General features: G+C 30.7%; 15 protein-coding genes, 1 tRNA gene and 1 rRNA gene. 4 read left to right on the top strand and 13 right to left on the bottom strand.

Annotation, left to right across the window (positions count from 1 at the left end; genetic code table 4):
* Window positions 1-36 precede the first annotated feature (36 nt).
* Window positions 37-2,235, top strand: coding sequence for a putative immunoglobulin-blocking virulence protein (locus tag MYF_RS02770; RefSeq protein WP_002557738.1), 2,199 nt, complete (start codon window positions 37-39; stop codon window positions 2,233-2,235).
* A gap of 21 nt (window positions 2,236-2,256) precedes the next feature.
* Window positions 2,257-4,713, top strand: a complete 2,457-nt coding sequence (gene mip / locus MYF_RS02765) for an Ig-specific serine endopeptidase MIP (RefSeq protein WP_002557737.1) — start codon at window positions 2,257-2,259, stop codon at window positions 4,711-4,713.
* Window positions 4,714-4,992: 279 nt separating this feature from the next.
* On the opposite strand, the gene MYF_RS02760 is transcribed toward mip, so the two are convergent.
* The 11 genes from MYF_RS02760 to whiA all read right to left on the bottom strand — a co-directional run bounded on the left by MYF_RS02760 (window position 4,993) and on the right by whiA (window position 16,996).
* Window positions 4,993-7,473 (bottom strand): PTS transporter subunit IIABC, encoded by a 2,481-nt coding sequence (locus tag MYF_RS02760; protein WP_002557736.1) that lies wholly within the window; start codon window positions 7,471-7,473, stop codon window positions 4,993-4,995.
* 225 nt (window positions 7,474-7,698) lie between these two features.
* A complete protein-coding gene (locus MYF_RS02755; RefSeq protein ID WP_002557735.1) occupies window positions 7,699-7,968 on the bottom strand; it encodes an HPr family phosphocarrier protein in 270 nt (89 codons plus the stop codon).
* A 127-nt stretch (window positions 7,969-8,095) separates the two neighbouring features.
* Window positions 8,096-8,169 (bottom strand) — tRNA-Gly (locus tag MYF_RS02750).
* Between the two features lie 58 nt (window positions 8,170-8,227).
* On the bottom strand, window positions 8,228-8,782 hold the full coding sequence (locus MYF_RS02745) for a thymidine kinase (protein ID WP_002557734.1): 555 nt from the start codon (window positions 8,780-8,782) through the stop codon (window positions 8,228-8,230).
* A 69-nt stretch (window positions 8,783-8,851) separates the two neighbouring features.
* Window positions 8,852-9,763 (bottom strand): ABC transporter permease, encoded by a 912-nt coding sequence (locus MYF_RS02740; RefSeq protein ID WP_002557733.1) that lies wholly within the window; start codon window positions 9,761-9,763, stop codon window positions 8,852-8,854.
* Window positions 9,763-11,472, bottom strand: coding sequence for an ABC transporter permease (locus MYF_RS02735; RefSeq protein WP_039387697.1), 1,710 nt, complete (start codon window positions 11,470-11,472; stop codon window positions 9,763-9,765). Before MYF_RS02735 ends, MYF_RS02740 begins: the two co-directional genes overlap by 1 nt.
* Complete coding sequence (locus tag MYF_RS02730) at window positions 11,465-12,991, bottom strand: ABC transporter ATP-binding protein (protein WP_002557731.1); 1,527 nt, start codon at window positions 12,989-12,991, stop codon at window positions 11,465-11,467. Before MYF_RS02730 ends, MYF_RS02735 begins: the two co-directional genes overlap by 8 nt.
* A gap of 134 nt (window positions 12,992-13,125) precedes the next feature.
* Window positions 13,126-14,514, bottom strand: a complete 1,389-nt coding sequence (locus MYF_RS02725; protein ID WP_039387695.1) for a BMP family ABC transporter substrate-binding protein — start codon at window positions 14,512-14,514, stop codon at window positions 13,126-13,128.
* A gap of 234 nt (window positions 14,515-14,748) precedes the next feature.
* Window positions 14,749-15,303: an inorganic diphosphatase gene (locus tag MYF_RS02720; RefSeq protein WP_002557729.1), complete on the bottom strand. Its 555-nt coding sequence runs from the start codon at window positions 15,301-15,303 to the stop codon at window positions 14,749-14,751.
* Between the two features lie 42 nt (window positions 15,304-15,345).
* Window positions 15,346-16,146, bottom strand: coding sequence for an MAG0110 family membrane protein (locus tag MYF_RS02715; RefSeq protein WP_039387693.1), 801 nt, complete (start codon window positions 16,144-16,146; stop codon window positions 15,346-15,348).
* Window positions 16,139-16,996: a DNA-binding protein WhiA gene (gene whiA / locus MYF_RS02710; RefSeq protein WP_039387691.1), complete on the bottom strand. Its 858-nt coding sequence runs from the start codon at window positions 16,994-16,996 to the stop codon at window positions 16,139-16,141. Before whiA ends, MYF_RS02715 begins: the two co-directional genes overlap by 8 nt.
* Before the next feature lie 163 nt (window positions 16,997-17,159).
* Between whiA and MYF_RS03515 the strand changes: the two genes are divergently transcribed.
* A complete protein-coding gene (locus tag MYF_RS03515) occupies window positions 17,160-17,285 on the top strand; it encodes a hypothetical protein (RefSeq protein WP_269076341.1) in 126 nt (41 codons plus the stop codon).
* Between the two features lie 244 nt (window positions 17,286-17,529).
* On the opposite strand, the gene rrf is transcribed toward MYF_RS03515, so the two are convergent.
* Window positions 17,530-17,635, bottom strand: a 5S ribosomal RNA gene (gene rrf, locus MYF_RS02705).
* 235 nt (window positions 17,636-17,870) lie between these two features.
* On the opposite strand from rrf, the gene MYF_RS03510 reads away from it, so the two are divergent.
* Window positions 17,871-17,996: a hypothetical protein gene (locus tag MYF_RS03510; protein ID WP_255454503.1), complete on the top strand. Its 126-nt coding sequence runs from the start codon at window positions 17,871-17,873 to the stop codon at window positions 17,994-17,996.
* A gap of 195 nt (window positions 17,997-18,191) precedes the next feature.
* On the opposite strand, the gene gpmI is transcribed toward MYF_RS03510, so the two are convergent.
* Window positions 18,192-19,709 carry a 2,3-bisphosphoglycerate-independent phosphoglycerate mutase gene (gene gpmI / locus MYF_RS02700; RefSeq protein ID WP_002557726.1) on the bottom strand — a complete coding sequence of 506 codons (1,518 nt, stop codon included), beginning with the start codon at window positions 19,707-19,709 and terminating at the stop codon, window positions 18,192-18,194.
* Between the last annotated feature and the right edge of the window lie 15 nt (window positions 19,710-19,724).

Raw genomic sequence — 19,724 nt, 5'->3', positions numbered from 1 at the left:
AGTAAAAACGGTTAAAAGCTAAAAAAGTGGGGAATTATGTTATTTTATTTATCAAGAAGAAGAAAACTTTTAATAATTGGGCTTGCAACTTCTGCAATTATTGCGGCCTTTAGCACTTTTTTTGCTAATCCGCAACTAGGTAAGTTTTTATCCTTTGATAATTTAATTGGCTATAATTCTCAATCCCCTTCAATTGTTGCAAAAAACGATGCAAATGATCCAAGTTTTTATTCGCCAGTAACAAATTCTGAATTTAAACCATTTGAGAATAAAAAACCAAAAGTTGATCTAATAAAACCAGAAATTAAACCTGAAATTAAAAAAGAAATAGAAAAACCAGAAATAAAAGAGATCGAAAAAACGGAGCCGCTTGTTATCGAAACGCCAAAACAAGAAATTACAATTACAAATATAATAACAACACCAACAATTGATAAAAATGAAATAACGGAAATTCCAAAAAAAGTAGTGGAAACTCCAGTGCCAAAAGTAGAGCCATTGCCTACCCCAAAAGAGGAAAATAAATCACCAATTGTGGGTGAAAACCCAATAAAATCAACGGAACAAGGTCAAGTACCAGCTGATCTAATAAAAAAAGCGCTTGATCGTTACAAACAAGGTGTGGCTGCTGAAATTAAAAAATACGAAGAAAGTGTAAAACAATTAGAAGCAAAAGTCGCAGAAATTGAACGGCGTTATAAAGAAGATTTTGAAAAAGATTGAGTAAGAGGCAAAATCCCTAAAACAGAAGCAGGAAAACAACTTTGAAAAGAAGTCTATGAACAAGATATTGACCTTCCAAAATACGAATTAAACAGAGATAAACAATATCTTGAAGAATTAAAGAGACGGCCAGAAAAAACGTCTTTTACTTTTGATGAGTTAAAATATTTACGTCAAGGCTTGTTGCCTTCCACTGAATCGCCTAATGTTTGAAATTACGAAAATGAAGGAAAAAATCCGGTAATAAACCGCATGAAAGCACATAATAAAGCTCGAACTTTTAATACACCCGGTTATTGAGGAATGTCGCCTTATGATATTTCTAATGGGATTTTTGCCGGTTGAGATAAAAAAGATGTAAGTTCAAGTTTTAGTTCTGAAATTGATAATCAATTCCAAAATTCAATCAAAGTTTATGAATATACCCCAAACGAGCAAAATGAAGATAAGCAAAATCGTCAACCACTCAAAGTTGTCGAATTAGATGCAAATGATAATAATGCATTTGATAAATTCAAGGAAATAATGTCAAAAGTTTCCAAAAAAGACAATAAAGTTCAAGCTCTTAGAATCAGAAATATTGGCGAGACGCATACTCAGCAAAATGCCGAGCAAATTTTTAAAGAAATTCCTGAACAAATCAAAACAGTGTCAGTTTTTTTGAATAATACCGGCGCAACTAAATCGCTTCGCGGTCTTGAAAATAAAAAATTAAAAGAACTTTCAATCTATACAGAGATAAATTCTCTTGATGAAGGTTGAGCAATTAATCCTAACGCGCTTAAAAATGTTGATTTTATCAGTTTTGATTACAATAATCAAGCGACTTATGGCTCAAATCAAGGGAAAATTGGTGGTTCAATCATTTTTGATTCGCTAAGATGAGAAAAAGGTGATGATGTTTCAAAAATCAATGAAGGTCTTAGTATCGTTTTTGATTCCAAAATTGAACAACGTGTTTTCCAAGGCAATCACGGCGGAAAAGGTGGGTGGCCCACCACTCTCGATTTTTCCGATACTGATGTAAATACTTTTAAAGGGATAAATTTTGAGCAATTTGATAAATCATTCAATGACAAAGTAAGAACTTGAAAAGATGATCCGTATGCTGAGGAAAATTATACTGGTTTTAGAAAGTTAAAATTCAAAAAATTAGTAATAAAAGGGCAAAATTCAGGTTCTAAAAGTCTTAATTTTAAATTCCAAGATCTTAATGGCGCCCAATTTAGCGAAAGGTTTGCTGATGGCTGAGAAAGTCCGAAAGTTGTTGTCAAAGTAAATGGTGAGTCAATTTATGGCTATCCTGTTTATATCACCGGGAATCCAGAAGGTGATGCAATTGAACAACTTCGAAAATTCATTGAAGTTGCAAATGGTTCAGGAAACGGTATTTCTCAGATTTATGTTGAAAGCGATTCAATCAAAAATCAAATTGGTTCAACAATTGGAACAGCTCAAGTTCTAATCGGAAAACAAGCAAATGCTTCAGCTTCTGAAGGTTTGCTTAGTTAATTAAATTTTTTGGGGTAAAACATGAAAAAAAAATACTTTTTTATGAAAAAAAATCCATTTTTACTAATTTATGCGCTTAGTTTTGCCTCCGTTTTACTTATTTCCTTATCTTGCAAAACACATATAAAAAAAGAAAATTCAACCGAACAAAGGCAACAAAACGTCGACCAGAGTCAACAAATTAAAACTGAAAATATTAGAGAAGATCTTAAAAACCGGATTGATTCTTCATATCAAAGTTTTGAAAATTCTCCTTCGGCGGCAAGTTATCAAGAACTTAAAAAAAATTTTGATAAATTTAAAGTTGATTTAGCTAAATTATTTAAAGGTGCCGACCTTGAGCAAAAACAGCGAGAATGAGATAATGCTTTTAAAACTTTAGACTATCAAGTGAAAAAAACAAATTACCAAGTTGATAATCTTACCAAATTAATTATTGGTTCATTTCGCGAGGTTTTAAAACCAGTCGAAAAAAAACAAGAAAAAGAAACACCACCAAGACAAGAAATTCCTGCTGATAAAGTTAATCAATACTATGAAAAATTAAAGGAAATTATCCCTAAAGGTCAAAACTGAGCGATTGTAAAAGATGGGAAAAGGATTGTTGAAGATCAGTATCAATACGATTTCCCTGATCATGAATGAAGATATTTAATTGAGAAATTCGGCGGTGGGCCGGCAAAAATCATTGGTCTTGAAAACCCAGACGGCCTTAGTGAATATCCGCGCGGGAAGACAAAAAAATTACCAGCAAATTTAAAAGCGAAAATTGATGAACAAGCCAAACAAAATGGGCAACCTTTATATGATAATGCCGCTTATAGAACTTTTGTTGTTCCAAAATTTGATAGTTCCGGAAAAATCACTGGTATCGATATTCCCCAACATCAAAAAGGTGATACTTCCCCAGCAATTCATGTTGATAAAGAAACTGGGCAAATTTTAAGAGGCGGACCGGGAAGAGTTGGTCTTCCACGAATGCTGCCAAACGAAGAGTATAAAAAACTAACAAAAAATGCGATTGCTATTCATATTCGCAACGGTTCTTTTTTAAAATTTCGTCCTGATGGCCAAGAAGGCATTCCTGAGTATTTAGATCCTAAAGAAATTGTGCATTTTAGCAAAGGATGACACGGAACTTTAAATATTCTTGATTATAAAAAAGAGGATAATGGAACCTACCCGCTTACTTGATATTTTATCACAAATGCGCACGTTTTAAATCGACTTTTACTCGCTAATGATTATCATGCTGGCAAAATTTATGGGCGTGATGAAGATGCCTATAATTCTTATAACAGACAATATAATACTTGAAGTCTTAGTTTAACAAAAATTAAAAGCAGTGTGGGACTTAATAATATTATGACAACAACTGGCGAAACGCGCAAAGATAATTATTATGATACGGTAAATATTTCAATAAGAACAAAAACAACAAATATCCATAATGGCGGGAAACAGTTAGATGTTAGTGCTAATTTTGCAACCCAAGATGATAAGTTAAACAATAATCAAGAACTGCCAAAGGATGCGGAACTAAATGCTAAAACAATCGTTTTTGGTACTAATGTATTTGAGAAAAAACCTGGTGATTATACAGACCAAGAAAAATACAAAAATATGGAAGAATTACTTGATTTTGCGATTATGGAACTTACTTTTGATAATGAACAACAAGCAAAAGTAATTACACAGGATTGGTATAATGACCATAAAGACACAAAAACTAACGATAAAACAAGTACAATTACTTCAGAAGCAAATCTTTTAGAAAAAAATCAATATGAACAACTTCCGGCAAATCAGTTTTACGGTCTTGGTTTCCCGGTTTCTGAAGGCGAACTTAATTCCACTTTAAACGAATATAAAAATAAGCAAGCTTGACAAACAAGGAAATTTAGTGTGAGTCCTTATGTAAATAAGGATCATGACCTTTATTTTAATAGTGATTTAACTAATCCAAAACTGAAAGATGGAGGGGATCTTTCCTGGACAAGATCATATCGCTCTTTTGTAAATAAGCCGGGTTTGACAGACCTTTTTATCTCAAATGCCTATGTAAGTAATGGTTTTATTAAGGTAACAAAGTTTGACAAATCAACTAATACTTTCAAAGAAACCCCATATTTATTTTGGGGTTTAGGAACGCTGCTTGATAATTTTACAGCAGGTGGAGGAATGTCAGGAACCGGAGTTTATAAAAACAACAAGCTTTATTCACTTGTTTTTGCAAACGATAGAACAGCGTCAACTGCGCTTACTCTAAATTTACGATCTTATGGTCATGAATATAATGGGTATTATGGCAGTTATAATTTGCCAAAATACGATTTAATTTATGGCTCAAAGCATCAGAGAAAATCTTATTTCCAAGCAATGCAACAACTTTACACTGGTAAAAGCATAAAAACTTACTTGTTCCCAAATGGATTTGATGACGCGCACAAAGTTGATGTTTTTGGTGACTGAAAGTAAGTAAAAAAAAACCGTAATTTAAAGTATAATTACGCATTTTACTAGTTTTAATAAGCCTTTTTTAAAAAAGTGAAATTGTTTAGATCATTTTTTAATAGTTTTCTAAAAAGCATGATGTTTTTTTATTGTAATTTTTGGTTATTGTTTACTTTAATGAAAAAAAATGCTGTATAATTAAACGCAAATATCGAAAATAAAAATGGATAAAAAAACACCGTTAGAATTTAGAACTAACAGTGTTAAACCTTAGATTATTTGGGTTTAAACAACCTTTTTAATTTAAGGTTTGTGACTTTTTCCTACTAAAACAGGTAGGGAATTAATTTTTTGTGGTTTGATTACAAATTTGAAATCTTTTTGACTTGATTCATGGAGCAGAACAACGATAATGTCGGTATTTGTGATTCCAGAATTACTGAGGTAATCAAGATCAACATTTGCAACTTTGTCGCCAGCGCGAATTTTTTGACCCGTTTTAATAAAGGCTTCAAAACCTTGACCTTCAAGATCAACAGTGTCAATTCCCATATGTATTAAAATTTGCGTACTTTCATCATGAGAGGTGAATCCAAAGGCGTGTTTTGTTTCAAAAGCCATACTTACATACCCTGAAATTGGCGCAAAAATGTCAATTTTTCCGGTTTTTCCAACACGAATAGCAAAACCCTTCCCTAATTTTTTCTCAGAAAATACGCCATCTTTTACGGCGCTAAGTTCGATTAATTCTCCGGTAGCGGGTGCGAAAATGTTTTGTGGAATATTACATCTACAAATTTCTTCTCCACATTTACAGTCAGTTTTAAGCTGATTTTTGCTATCAGAGCCAACTTTTTTAGGGCTGCGTTCTAAAATATTACTAATTTCTGATTGCGAAAGTGATTTAATTAATTCACGTTGTGAGTTAATTTTCGCATTTAATTGTTCAGCAACAGGTCCCATAATCGCTTGAACATGATGTTGTCCTTCGATTTTAATTGCTACAGCACCAGCGGCTTTTAGTTTCTTTTCATCGACCAGCGCTAAATCTTTAACATCATAACGGAGCCTAGAAGCACAGTTATTGAAAATTGTAATATTATCAATTCCCCCATAACCTTGAATTATTGCAAGCGCTTGTGGGTCAATATTTTTTCCTTTTGTTTGTTCATTTCGAGCAATATAATCGGCTTTGGTAAATAATTTTATATTTTCTCCTCTTCCTGGTGTTTCAAGATTTTTCCATTTGATGAAAAATAGGAAAACAAAATAATAAATTGGTGCATAAGCAAGCCCAACTAGAAAAGTTCACCAGAAATTAGTACCTTTTTGAACTGGGATTATTCCATACATTAATAAATCAAGCGCTCCACCTGAGAAAACCATCGGAATATGAACTCCGGCCAAGTTGGCAATCATAAACGAAGTTGCCATCATAAAAGCGTGAAATCCCCAGAAAAGCATTGGCGCTAAAAATAAGAAAGTAAATTCGATTGGTTCAGTTACTCCAGTTACAACTGAAGTTGCAGCTGCTGGAACAACAGTTCCGGTTGCAACTTTACGATTTTCTTTTGGCGCTGCCATAATCATTGCAGCAGCGGCTGCTGGAAGCCCAAACATCATTCCAGAGAATTTTCCATCGGTAAATCTTCCGACTTTAAAACCATTATTTGCTAAAAAGGAAAAAAGCGGTATCGAAAATTCTTTGCCATCTTTTGTATAATCGATTGTGTTGGCGAATTTTAAAAGGTGGGTTGAACCTGTTGAATCACCAACAAATTTGTCTTTATTTTCCGCAATTGCTTTTAAAATTTTCTGAAGTGAATCACCAGCTACTGTTGTTCCTTTTGAAACAATCTCAAAAGCATTTCCATCATGAGCAACAACTTCAATTCCTTCATTTAGTGCTCAGTTAGTAATTGTTGCACCAGCATCACCACCAGCTGGAGAATATCAAAGTGGGGCATAAAAAACATGGTGAAGTCCAAAAGGAATTAAAGATCTTTCTATATATCCGAAAATAAATGACTCAAGCCCGTAAGGAACTTTCGCTAAAGAGGTTCCAAAAAGGTTTAATGCAACTCCGACTCAAGGTCAAAAGATTAAGAAAACAAAGGCTAATAAGGCCATTGTCGGAATTGTAATAAGGGAAACAAATCTTTTACCACCAAAAAATGAAAGCATTTGTGGTAATTGAATTGTGTGGAAACGATTATATAAATATTGAACGGTAAGGCCGACAGCTAGCCCGCCAAATACAGAAGTTTGCAGGGATTTAAAACCTAAAGATGAGCCAACAAGTTGGCTAAGTCCAGCCGGGTCTCTTCCTGCGCCTTGAAATAAAATTTCAACGCCAATTTTTTTTATTTCCTTTTTGTTGGTAGTTTCATTAATAATCTCTTTTGTTACATCAGAAATAAAAACTGACTGAATTGCAACAAAAACAAGAAAACCGATGATCGTAGAAAAAACAGCTACACCCGCTTCGTCTGTGAAGGCGATAACGAAGGCTGTGGCAAATAAAAGCGGCAAGGCAGCAAAAACAGGTTCGCCTAATAATTGGAAAAATAATCCAAATCGTTTTAGATGTAAATAATCCTCAGGCGCATTACTTGCAATTGCCGCTCCAACTCCTAAAAGCAATCCGGCAATTGACATTACCGAAATTGGGAGCATAAAAGCTCCAGATATTTTTGACAAAATCCTGCGCATTTTACCAGCGCCAGAATTATTGGTACTTTTCTTGGTGCTTCCGCTAAATACAGATTTGAGTGAAAATGTCATTTTTTCCTTTATTTATAGTTTAATATAAAAAATGATTAATTCAACACGAAAAATTAGATTGAATAACTAAATTTTACAACAAATAAAAGCTTTTTTTGCTATTTATCTTAAAAATTATAAAAAAGTATAATTTTTAAACCATTTTTATAATCATAATGCTGAAATATAAAAACCCCGCAATTGACGGGGTTTTTGAAAAAAATTGATAAAAATTTCTATTTTTAACTATTCAAGAATTAATTTTTCTGCAATTATTAAATCTTTAATTGCTTTTGCCGCTTCGTTTTCATCTTCACCAGTAATTTCAAAACGAAATTCGGCTCCAGATTTAATACCTAATGCCATTATATTCATAATTGACTTTGCATTTCCAGATTTTTCGCCGTTAAAAATTTTAACTTCCGATTTAAATTCGGTTGCTAATTTAGCAACTTTTGAAGCTGGTCGAGCGTGAAAACCCAATTTGTCAATTACTGTTCCAGAAAATGTTACCATTATTCCCCTTTTTTAGATTTTAAAATACTTGTATAATTTTATATTATTTTTGTAAAAATAAAAATTAATTACTTCAAAAAACGTTGAAAATAGGTTTTTGAAGGAAAGAAAATGGTCACAAAAGATATGGAGCAAGTGAAGGGAATCGAACCCTCACAGTCAGCTTGGAAGGCTGAAGTTCTACCATTAAACTACACTTGCATACAAATAGTAATTATAGCACAAAATAAGGAATAGTTCTTAAAAAAAAAAAAAAAAATTATAAATTATGGCACGCGCGACAACGAGCTTCGTATTCGGTTTGATCACCTATCAAAGTTTGACTGCCAATTTTACTACGGCGTGCCGAAGTTGTGGCCGCGCGTTTGCATAGGGAACAAACTGCCTGTAATTTTGTAACATTTTCGGCAATTGCCATTAAATTTGGTAAGCTACCAAAAGGTTTTCGACGAAAATCCTGATCAAGACCGCTAACAATTACTCTAATTCCTTTGTTTGCAATTTCATCAAGAAAAGAAACTATTTCATCATCAAAGAATTGAATTTCGTCAATAGCAATTGCTTGGTAGTTGTTTTGGGCAAATAAGTATTTAATTTCTTGCGTTGTTCTCGCGCTAAAAGTGGGAATTCTAAGTCCGGAACGCGAAACAATTTCACATTCAGAAAAACGATTATCGATTTTAGGTTTTATTACTAACGTTTTAATATCAGCATATGTTAGAATTTTTATCCTTTTAATTAATTCATCAGATTTACCGGAAAACATTGGACCTGTAATTACTTCAATTACGCCATCAAAAAATTTTTTATACATATTAAAACCTTTGTGTGTCTAAATTAAAATGGTTATTTTTTATATTATAAAATATAAAATAAGGATGATTTATTTTAACGATTTATCATAGGGAATTCCGAGTGCTTTCGGGGCTAAATCTTTTTTTGAACTTAACATAAGCAGAATAATTGTAAAAAGATATGGGGAAGCTTCAACAATTGGTAAAAAGTTTCCAAAATTTCCTGCTAAATTAATTGATAATGTGTACAAAAACGGGAAAATTAGCCCTGAAATTACAATAAAGACAACTTTTCAGCGGCCCATAATTAAAATCGTCAATGACAAAAATCCAAGGCCTTGAACATTTCCTCTAAAAGTCGAACCGGCGTACTGAAAATAAAAACTACCCGCGATTCCGCCGATTATTCCTGAAAGAAAAACACCAAATCATTTTAGTCTATTAACATTAATTCCGGCCGCAGCTGCTGCATGCGGATTTTCGCCAATTGCAGAAATTCTTAGTCCTAGTTTTGTTTTTGCAAAAATAAATCAGGTTATAATAATTAAGCTAGTTACGATAAATAATTTAAGTGAAAAAATGTTTAGAAATTCCTTGTTTTGTCCAAAAGCTAGTTCGTTAGCAATTGATTCAAAACGGTTATTATTTCCATAAATTTTTAGCAAAACAAAGGAAATTGCAGGGGCAAGAATATTGAGAGCTACCCCAGAAATTATATGATTCCCTTTCAATTTTATGGTGATAAACCCATGTAAAAGAGCAAAAAGCCCTGAAAAAAGTGCTGCAAGTGGGATTAGCAATAACTGAATGGCCATATTGGAAATACCAATTAGAATTGAAAAAAATCCATAAATTGTTGCGCCGATGATCATGATTCCGTTAATTGCAATGTTGACAATTCCCGTTTTTTCGCTATATAATCCGGCAATTGAACCTGTTGTTATTATTGAAAAAAAAAGAAAAAAAAGTGTCAGAATTGGAATAATTGTATCAAGCGTCATTATTTTTTCTCCTTAATTTTGTCAGATTTTAAATTTTTTTTTGTTCTAAAATCATTAATGATTTTAACTTTTAAAGCTCGAAATTGTAAATGTTGTTCGATAAATTGTTGTTTAAATGCATTAAAATTATTTCTAAGATCATAATAACCTGACGAATTTAGTTCTTGGTTTGCTAGTCTTTTCTTTTGAGCTATAGATTCAAAAAATGCCAATTTTTCGTGTAAATTTTTATTTTTAAAATTTGAGTCGATGCCAAAATTATTTTTAATATTCAACTTAATTTTTTTTCACAATAAAACATTATCAGCATTTTTTATTTTCAATGACTGTTTTTTCAAAAAATATAATTTAATATTAATTTTTTGAATGTTAAGATACAATTTAAAAACATTAATTTTTTCATTTAAAAACACAGCTAAATATTCATTTTTTTTCTTTTCTAAATTAGTAATTTCATAGTTAAGAGTCTCAATTTTTTCCTTTTTAATCTTTTTTATGCCAATTAAATTTAAATTACTAAAATTAGATTTTTCCAATTTCAAAAACGCCAATTTTTGTGTTTTTGTATCAAAAAATCGCTTTGAGCGTAGCAAAAATCAAAAGTTTAAAGTTCACCTTATCGGTTTAAAGTTAATAAAAATAACCGAAATTGCCGATAAATAAATAATAATTCCGATTACAATTTGCATTGTTTCTTGGTTTAATAAAATTGAATGATTCTGAAGTCTGCTAGCGCCAATTGTTAATGTAGAATAAAAAAATGAGGTTGGGATGATGCCAAGAGGAGAGTTAAAAGCTAAAAGTGCGACTAAAATTGCATCAAACCCTTCACGCGGCATGCCATTTGCTAATGTAAACGAGCGCTTATAAAAAATATATCAAATAAAGCCAGCGATTCCACTAATTATCCCGGAAAGCGTCATTGTTGAAATTGTCATAGTTTTGTTGTTAATTCCGGCATAAGTTGCGGCGTTTTTATTTTGGCCAACAATTTTTATTCGGAGGCCAACTGTTGTTTTTTGCATTACAATTCATATTAAAAAAGCAAACAACAACCCTAAAAATAGTATTATTATCGAAAAACTTCTTGTTGGAAAAACTGATAGAAAGGCTGCATCGCTAATACTTTGGCTTGTAAGTGGCGAATTTGACTTAAAGCCAATTTCAAAACTGGTGGATGTAAGTAAAAATTTAGTTATATAATAGACTATTCAGTTTATTAAAATTGTTGAAATAACCTCGTTAATCCGCAAAAAAGATTTTAAAATTCCAACTAAAAAACCAAGAACTCCACTGGTCAAAATTCCCAAAAAAAAGCCTAGAAATAAACGAATATAAATATTTATTGAAGTTAAATTTAAATAAATAATTAAGGCAATAACCCCTGAAATCATCATCTGGCCAGGAACGCCGATATTAAATAGACCTGCTTTAAAAGAAATCGCGATTGCAATACTGGCAAAAACAAAAATTGATGTTACCAATAGTAAATTTCGAATCTCGTTTTTAGCAAAAGCAATCTTAAAAAACATTGTATTATAAACTTTTAATGGATTATAACCAAATGAACGAATGAAAATGAATGAAATAAGAATTCCGAAAAAAATTGCTCAAAGTGTTGAAAAAATTTTTTCAGACGAACTTTTTGCACTAATTTTATCAATTTTTTTTCAAAAAAATGGAAACGGATTAATTAAATTTTTAATCATATTCTAATCCTCCCATTAATTCGCCAATTTTGTAACGATCAATTTCATTTCGTAAGAATTTTTTTGAAAGTTTTCCTTTGTTAAGTACGCAAATTGTGTCTGCTAGCGCTAAAACTTCATCAAGTTCATATGAAATTAGCAAAATCGCTTTATTTTGCTTTTTTTGTTCTAAAATTATTTGATGAACCAGGTTAATAGCGCCAATATCAAGTCCGCGAGTGGGTTGAACAATCAAAAGTACTTCATGGGGAGTTAGAATTTCACGACCAAGCACGAATTTTTGTTGGTTCCCCCCGGATAAAAGCCGCGAATTTCTGCGACCAATATCATCGCCACGAATATCAAAATTTTTAACAATTTTAGCATATAATTCTTGAACTTTTCGTGATTTTATAAAGGTTTTGGCAACAAAATCTTTGCTTTTTAAGTTTCGAATGATTGAATTATCTAAATTTGGCAAATCAAGAACAAGGGCATATTTGTGTCTATCGCTTGGAACATACGAGATTAGACCAAAACGAGAAAAAACCCCTAAATTTACGATATTAATAGGTTTATTTTCTTTATCATAGACAAAAATTTTCCCCTTTGAATTAATTAGACCGGAAATTGCAAGTTCAAGTTCTAATTGTCCATTTCCTTCAATTCCAGCAATTGCTAAAATTTCGCCTTTATAAATCTCCAAATTTAAACCAATTATTTCTTTATCTGTTTTTGCAAACAGATTTTCAACTTTAAGACCCAATTGTGAAAATTGGTTTTCTGATATGTTTTTGGATTCTATAACAGTTTTTCCCACCATTGCTTCTGTCATTTCAGCGATGGTTACGTTTTCAAGATTTTCAAAATCAGCAATAATTTTTCCGTGTCTTAAAACAGTGGCAGAATTTGCAACTTGTTTAACTTCTAATAATTTATGTGAGATAAAAATGATAGTTTTGCCATTTTTGACAAAAAATTTCAAAATTTCTAAAAAAGCATCAATTTCTTGTGGTGATAAAATTGCTGTTGGTTCATCAAAGATTAAAATATCTGAATTACGGTATAAAATTTTAATAATTTCAATTTTTTGCTTAACAACAACGGATGCATCTCCTGTTTTTTGGTCTAGATTAAAGTGAATATTGTATTTCTCTTGTAAAATTTTGATTTTCTGTTTTGCGCTTTCTCTGTTTAGAATCCCATAGTGGCTAAATTCTTGACCTAAAATGATATTTTCAAAATTGGAATAAGCATCAACTAATTTAAAGTGTTGGTGAACCATTCCAATTCCAAAATCAGCAGCACGATTGGGGTTCTCGATAAAAGAAGGCTTTCCATTAACTTTAATTTGTCCTTCATCGGGGGTATAAATTCCAAAAAGGGTTGACATAAGCGTTGATTTACCTGCGCCATTTTCGCCAATTAAAGCGTGAATTGTGTTTTTTTTGACTTTAAAATCAACTTTATGGTTAGCATAAAAATTACCAAATTTTTTTGAAACTTTTATAAATTCAATTGCATAATCTTGATTTACCATTATATTAAAAAATATTACCAAAAAAAGAAAAAATCTAGAATAAAATTATCCCAGATTTTTCATTTTAAATTTTTCGTTTACAGATTTTGTAATAATATATGAAAAATTTGCTTTTATAAAGGTAGTACTAAAATTTATTTATTAATTTCACTAACAAGTTTGTTGAGTTTGTTTTGTTGATCGTTATCCATAGTTGGAATTGATAAGGTTGTGCGAATTTGGTCATTTGAAGCTGATTGTGTTTTTTCTGTGAATTCTTTTTTAGCCTCGGAAATTGCCTGAGTTGCGAGATCTTTATCTTCACCTTCTAAAGAAGTTTCTGCAATATCTACAAAATTATCTTTAAACCCTAAATAAACTGTGGCACTTTTCTTGTTAAATTCAAATCCAGCTAAATTTTTTGAATCTGATTTTTTAGTATATAAATCACTTAAAACACTAAAGACTGAATAACCTAAATTTTTCAAAATTGATGTGAAAAATTTATTTTTAGATTTTGTATAAACAAGTGATTGGTCAGTGTCAACGCCAATTAAATAACGATTTTCCTTGTTTGCAACTACATCGGAAAAAATTTCTGTTAAAGGCCCAGCTACTGCTAAAAGTGTTGTAGGATTGTTTTTTGTTGCAATTTGCTCTAGTCTTTCCTTGGTAGTAGTTTCTTGTGCATTAAAACCAAGATCTAGGGCAACTTTATCATCTGTTATTTTAGTCTTTTTGTCTGCATTTTTTTCATTTCAGGCTTTAATTCCCGTTAAATACCCAGCGATAAAATCAGTTACAGATGCAAAAACCCCGCCACCGATAGTAATTGCTGATCTTTTATTTGCATCATTTGGAAATTTTTTCGCCAAAAAGGAAGCGTTTGCATAACCTGCTAGCCAACCTGCTTCTTCAGTTTTGTAGGTTAGATTAATATAATGTCCCTCAGGAATTACTTTTTTGTTATCATTTCAGTCGATTCCAATAACAATAATTTTTTTATCAATGAAAGATTGTTTGTTTTCTGGAATTTGTAATCACTTTGTAAGTTCATCTCCGTGTTGAAAACCTGAAAGAACTCAAATATTTTTGTTTGTATTAACAAGCGAACTATATTGCCCTTCTAATTCAGAAGTAGAACTATCAACAGGAGTTATTTCTCCACCAGTAAGAGCTGCGAGTTGTTGGACAGCTTCCCAACTTGATTGGTTAAAGGAATTATCATTAACAGTTCCATCAGCAGTTACAACCGCCATATTCATTGGGAAATGTTTGTTTTCATCGGATTTTGCTGCGGTAATTTCAGATTTACGTGAAGTGACTAAGCCAGAAATTTTTGAAACGTCAGTAATTGTTTTAGTTTGTGTATCAGTTGTGGTTTTCTGAGTATCAGAACCTTCAGAATTTTTTCCTTGAGTTTCATTTTGGGTTTCTGTTTTAGTGTCGTTACTTTCTCCGCAAGCCGCGGCTATACCAATGATTGGAACGGGAAAAATAAGCCCTAAACTGAGAAATTTATTTAGTTTTATTTTCTTTTTCATATTCATAGCTACCTCTATCTCTAAATTGAAATTAATTAATTAATTAAATTTGTTTTAATAATATTTTCATGTTGTATTTTAGCACAAAAAATTAAAACTCTGCAAAAATCTTAATGTTTTTAAAAAATTTTTAAAAACAATGTTTTTTAGTAAAATAATTATAAAAAAATTCAAAAAATAAGTAAAATTTCAATTTTGCCTTTTTTTAATAAATACTCATTTTTGCAGAATTCCCTATTGATATTTTTCTGGAAATTTTTTTTGCATTATTTTTAAAAATTCAGATTTTTCAAGGTTTTTATATTCTGAATACAATTTTTGACAAGTCTGGTATTCTTTTAATGTTTCTTTTAAATTAATAAATTTTGAAACTTTGGTAATTCCGGGTTTTTTTCAATTTTTATAATTGCTAAAAAAATAATGAATTGAATCAAGTCATTCACGGGGCAAATCATCAAGTGAATTAATATGCTCAAAACGATAGTCATCATTATGAACACCAATTAGTTTTGTATCAATTTCGCCATCATCAATCATCTCAAGCGAACCCAAAAGTCTTGCATTTAACTGTGATCCTGGTAGGAATTTTTGGTTTGAATAAACTAAAATATCAAGAGCATCTCCATCTCAGTCTAAAGTTTGGGGAATGCTTCCATAATTTGCAGGGTAGACAAAATCGCCATATAAAATTCGGTCAACTACTAATTTTTTAGTTCGATGATCAAGCTCGTATTTAATATTTGAGCCCTTACTTATTTCAATATCCACTAGAATTATTTTTTTATCCATTTGAAAAACCTTTTAAAACAATATCATTTTAAAATAATTTTTTTAGGTTCGTGAACTTAAAAGTCTAATTATAAATAAAAATAATCGAATAAATGAAATATACAAACTAAGAGCATTTCAAATTGCTACTCTTAAAAAAATGCGTTTAATTTCATTTTCATCTGTATAAAAAGCAAGAATTTGACATGATTGATTACGAATAAGCCAAAACTGATATCCAATTGTTCCTAGTGTAACACTAATTCCAACGAGTGAGTATAAGGTATTTAAAAAAGATGAAAAAATAAAATATGAAGCAATTGCAAGGACTATTTCAATTAAAAAACCAATAATAATCAAAGGTAGAATTTTCCCAAAGTTAATAACTTGGAAATAACCCAGAATCCCAATTAGGGTCATCAGTCCGCCAGCGCCAGCGATTGCAATCATTATGTAACTGGATTTGCCTAGAAGTATTTGGGAAGCAAAAAACATTGGCAATAAAAAAGAATTTGCAAGTACAAAAATTAAAAAAAGAAAAACTAAAAAAAATGTTGTTGGTTTTTCCGCCAGCGCGTATTTGCCAATATAGTATGATACCCCAAAATTTATCCCGACAAGCAAAATTATTGTAAAAATAACTCTCATTGCGTTAGAAGTCATTGAATAAGTAAGGTTTGAGTAAACTGAGTAAAGCGATTCAATTGATAGAATTGAAAAGGTAAATAAACTTATAAATAAAATCGCAACCCCTAATCATAGTAAGGAAAAAGCTAACAAACGATTTGTTTGTTTTTGTATATAAATTGTCGAACGGCTATAAGCTTTAAAATCGCGCTCGTTATAAACAACTTTATTATTCATTTTTTTCTCCTTTTTTTTTAAGTATTTTATTAATTTTAGAAAGTCAGTAATTTAAACCTGATTTTGTTATGTCTATATTATACTCTTTTTTTAATATTTCGGAAATTTCTTGTAAGCTTAATTCAGGGTTTTTTTCTTTTAGATAAAAAAAAGTTATCTGTTTTTTGTTAAAAAGCTTAATTAATTTATTTTTTTGAATTAAATTTCATTTTTTAGTAAAATTTGCTGAAGAATCACTTATTTTTTTAGCATTTTTAATATCAAAGTTTGTTATTCGATTAGCATTTAGATAATGGTCACGTCTAATTCTTAAAATTTCTAATTTAGATGCTTGTTCAAGTGCCCCAATCGCCATTAAAAAGTAAATTATTTCGTTTACCTTTTTTAAATATAACTTGAAATGATTTTGATAAAAAATCTGTCGAAAAGTGAACTCTAATTTATTTTTTTCCAAGATAGAAACTACCTTTTTGCATTTTTCTTTGTCTAAAAATGAAATTTCTAAATGATAGCTTTTTGATTCTAGCGGAGAAATTGAACCTCCTCCAATGAAAAGCCCAGCAAAAAAATATTGTATATTTTGTGGAGTTTTTTCAATTTTTATTTGTTTTTTTTCAATACAAATTCAATTTTTATTTGTTTTTGTGTGGAAAAATTCAATTTTAAAAAAAATTAAAATTTCGCATAATTTATTTTTGATGTCTTTTTTATTTATTCTAATAATAAAATAATCGGAATCATCAGATTTTGTGGCGCTAAAAATTAACCCTTTTAATAATGAAAGAAATTTTTGGCGCGATAACCGGTTTGAAAGAATTTCAACTTTAACTTTTTGGCTATAAGTCAACATTTTTTTATTTGTTAATTATAGTATAAATGAAAAAAATCAAAAGCGGTTTTCGTATTTTTCACGCTCAAAATAACCGCATTTTTTAGCTATAATTACAAGAAAAACAAGAAAATTAAATTTTAAAATTAAAAAAAGCAGGAATTACAGGGGCAAAACCATTTTCTTGAGTGGGATTTCTAGAACAGATTTTGGAATTTTATTAGCATCTTGATTAGAAACTGAGGTAATTTGGCTGATTTTATATGAATTTTACGACTTTTTATTTCAATTTTCTGCTGTTTTTATTTAATAACAGTCTCCTCATTTTGAAGAATCTCATTACTAGAGAAAATTATTGCAAGCGCCGAAAGCGCTGCAAAAAGGAACGCTTTGTAAATTTTTTAAGTAAATTTTCCATATCTTTCCCCTCTTTTCCGGCGTTTTGTTTTACCGAGTCTTATTTTAAAAAGTACTATAAATTACGATACTTTTTAAAATGTGAGAACTATTTGCTAAAATGTATATTTTTTTACACATTTTCAAGAAAACTAAAAAAAGAGTAACTTCCTATTTTCCTATTTCTAGTATTTTCGGCGTAAAAAGGCTTAACTACTGAGTTCGGAATGGTATCAGGTGATCCCTTTTGCTATTGTTACTCTTGTGAACAATATTATAGCATAAATATTATAGAAAATGTAAAAAAAAAAAAAAAAAAAGTTTTTGCAACTATTTTAACAACAAAAACTTTTTTTAGCATAATTTTGTCCCAAAAATTGGCTTTTCCTATATTTTATGCTCAAAATAACCGCATTTTTTAGCTATAATTACAAGAAAAACAAGAAAATTAAATTTTAAAATTAAAAAAAGCAGGAATTACAGGGGTAAAACCATTTTCTTGAGTGGGATTTCTAGAACAGATTTTGGAATTTTATTAGCATCTTGATTAGAAACTGAGGTAATTTGGTTGATTTTATATGAATTTTACGACTTTTTATTTCAATTTTCTGCTGTTTTTGTTTAATAACAGTTTCCTCATTTTGAAGAATCTCATTACTAGAGAAAATTATTGCAAGCGCTGAAAGCGCTGCAAAAAGGAACGCTTTGTAAATTTTTTAAGTAAATTTTCCGTATCTTTCCCCTCTTTTCCGGCGTTTTGTTTTACCGAGTCTTATTTTAAAAAGTACTATAAATTACGATACTTTTTAAAATGTGAGAACTATTTGCTTTTAATTATTAGTGAGTCATGATCCATATCAGGATGTTTTGCAAGTCCTAAATAATCTAAAATAGTTGGCGCGATATTTGCAAGTTTTCCGTTTTTTAATTTAATACTTTTATCACTTGAAATTAACATTACGGGAAAAGTTGTGTGTTTTGTGGAGGGGTTTTTGTTTTCGTCCTCTGTTAGTTCGGCATTTCCATGGTCTGCAGTTATGAAAAAGTTAAAATTGCTCACTTTTGCTCATTGAGAAATTCGTCCGATTTGTGCATCAAGAATTTCTACAGCTTTAATTGTTGATTTTAAATTTCCTGTATGTCCCACCATATCAGGATTTGCAAAATTCATAATAATAAAATCGTAATTTTGGCCAACATCGATAAGTTTATCAGTGATTTCAACAGCAGACATTTGTGGAAAATTCGCATATGATTGAACTTTTAAAGAATCAACTAAAATTCGATCAGAATTTTTTAGTTCAAGTTCAACTCCACCATCGACAAAAAAAGTAACATGAGCATATTTTTGTGTTTCAGCAAGTCGTAATTGTCTAAATTGAGCTTCATCAATTACTTTTCCAAGCGGATTTTTTACTTTCATTTCTTCAAAAGCGACAAGACAATTTATTCCTTCGTATTTCATCATTGATACAAAAACGTTGATTTTTATAGGGTTTTTTGGTTTTTCCCTGTATAGATCAGTCCCTAAAATCAAATGGGCTAATTGTCTTGCCCGGTCTGGGCGAAAGTTAAAAAAAATCACAGGGTGGTTATCATTTAAAAAATCGTTTTTATTCACTTTTAGATTAATTGCTGGTTCGAAAAATTCATCACTAATTCCTTTTTCGTATTGCGAATTTATATAATCAATTAAATCCGTAAAATTATTTTCTGCTCTTCCTAAAAGTGCATTATAACCTAATTCAACACGATTAAACATTTTATCGCGATCCATTGAATAAAAACGTCCGGAAATCGAAGCTATTTTATAATTTTCTGTTTTTTGTAGTTTTAAAATTAACTTCTCAATCCATGGTTTAATTGATTTAGGGCCTACATCCCTTCCATCCCCAAAAAGGTGGATATTTAATTTTTTTACACCAAAATCAGCAGCAAAATCAATTAAAGCAAAAAGGTGATCCTGATGTGAGTGCACCCCTCCAGGCGAAAAAAGCCCCATAATTTGCAATGGAAATCCATTTTTGATACTATGCTCAAAAGCTTTGATAAATCTTTCGTTTTTAAAAAACTCACCTGTTTTTAAGGCATTATTTATAATTGAAATACCAGTATGGACAATAAATCCGGCCCCAATATTTAAATGGCCCACTTCACTATTTCCCATTTGTCCTTTAGGTAGTCCAACTTCTTCACCTGATGCAGCAATTAAACTGTTTGGGTAATTCTGAAAAAGACTATCAAATACAGGTGTTTTTGCAAGTGCAAACGCATTTCCTTGTGTCTCAGAACGCAATCCTAAACCATCGATGATAATTAAAATTAATTTTTTTTTCATTTTTTCCTATTTTTC

It is taken from the genome of Mesomycoplasma flocculare ATCC 27399 (genome assembly GCF_000815065.1).
In the GTDB taxonomy this organism is placed as follows: Bacteria; Bacillota_I; Bacilli_A; order Mycoplasmatales; family Metamycoplasmataceae; genus Mesomycoplasma; species Mesomycoplasma flocculare.
This window is presented reverse-complemented; position numbering and strand designations above follow the sequence as displayed.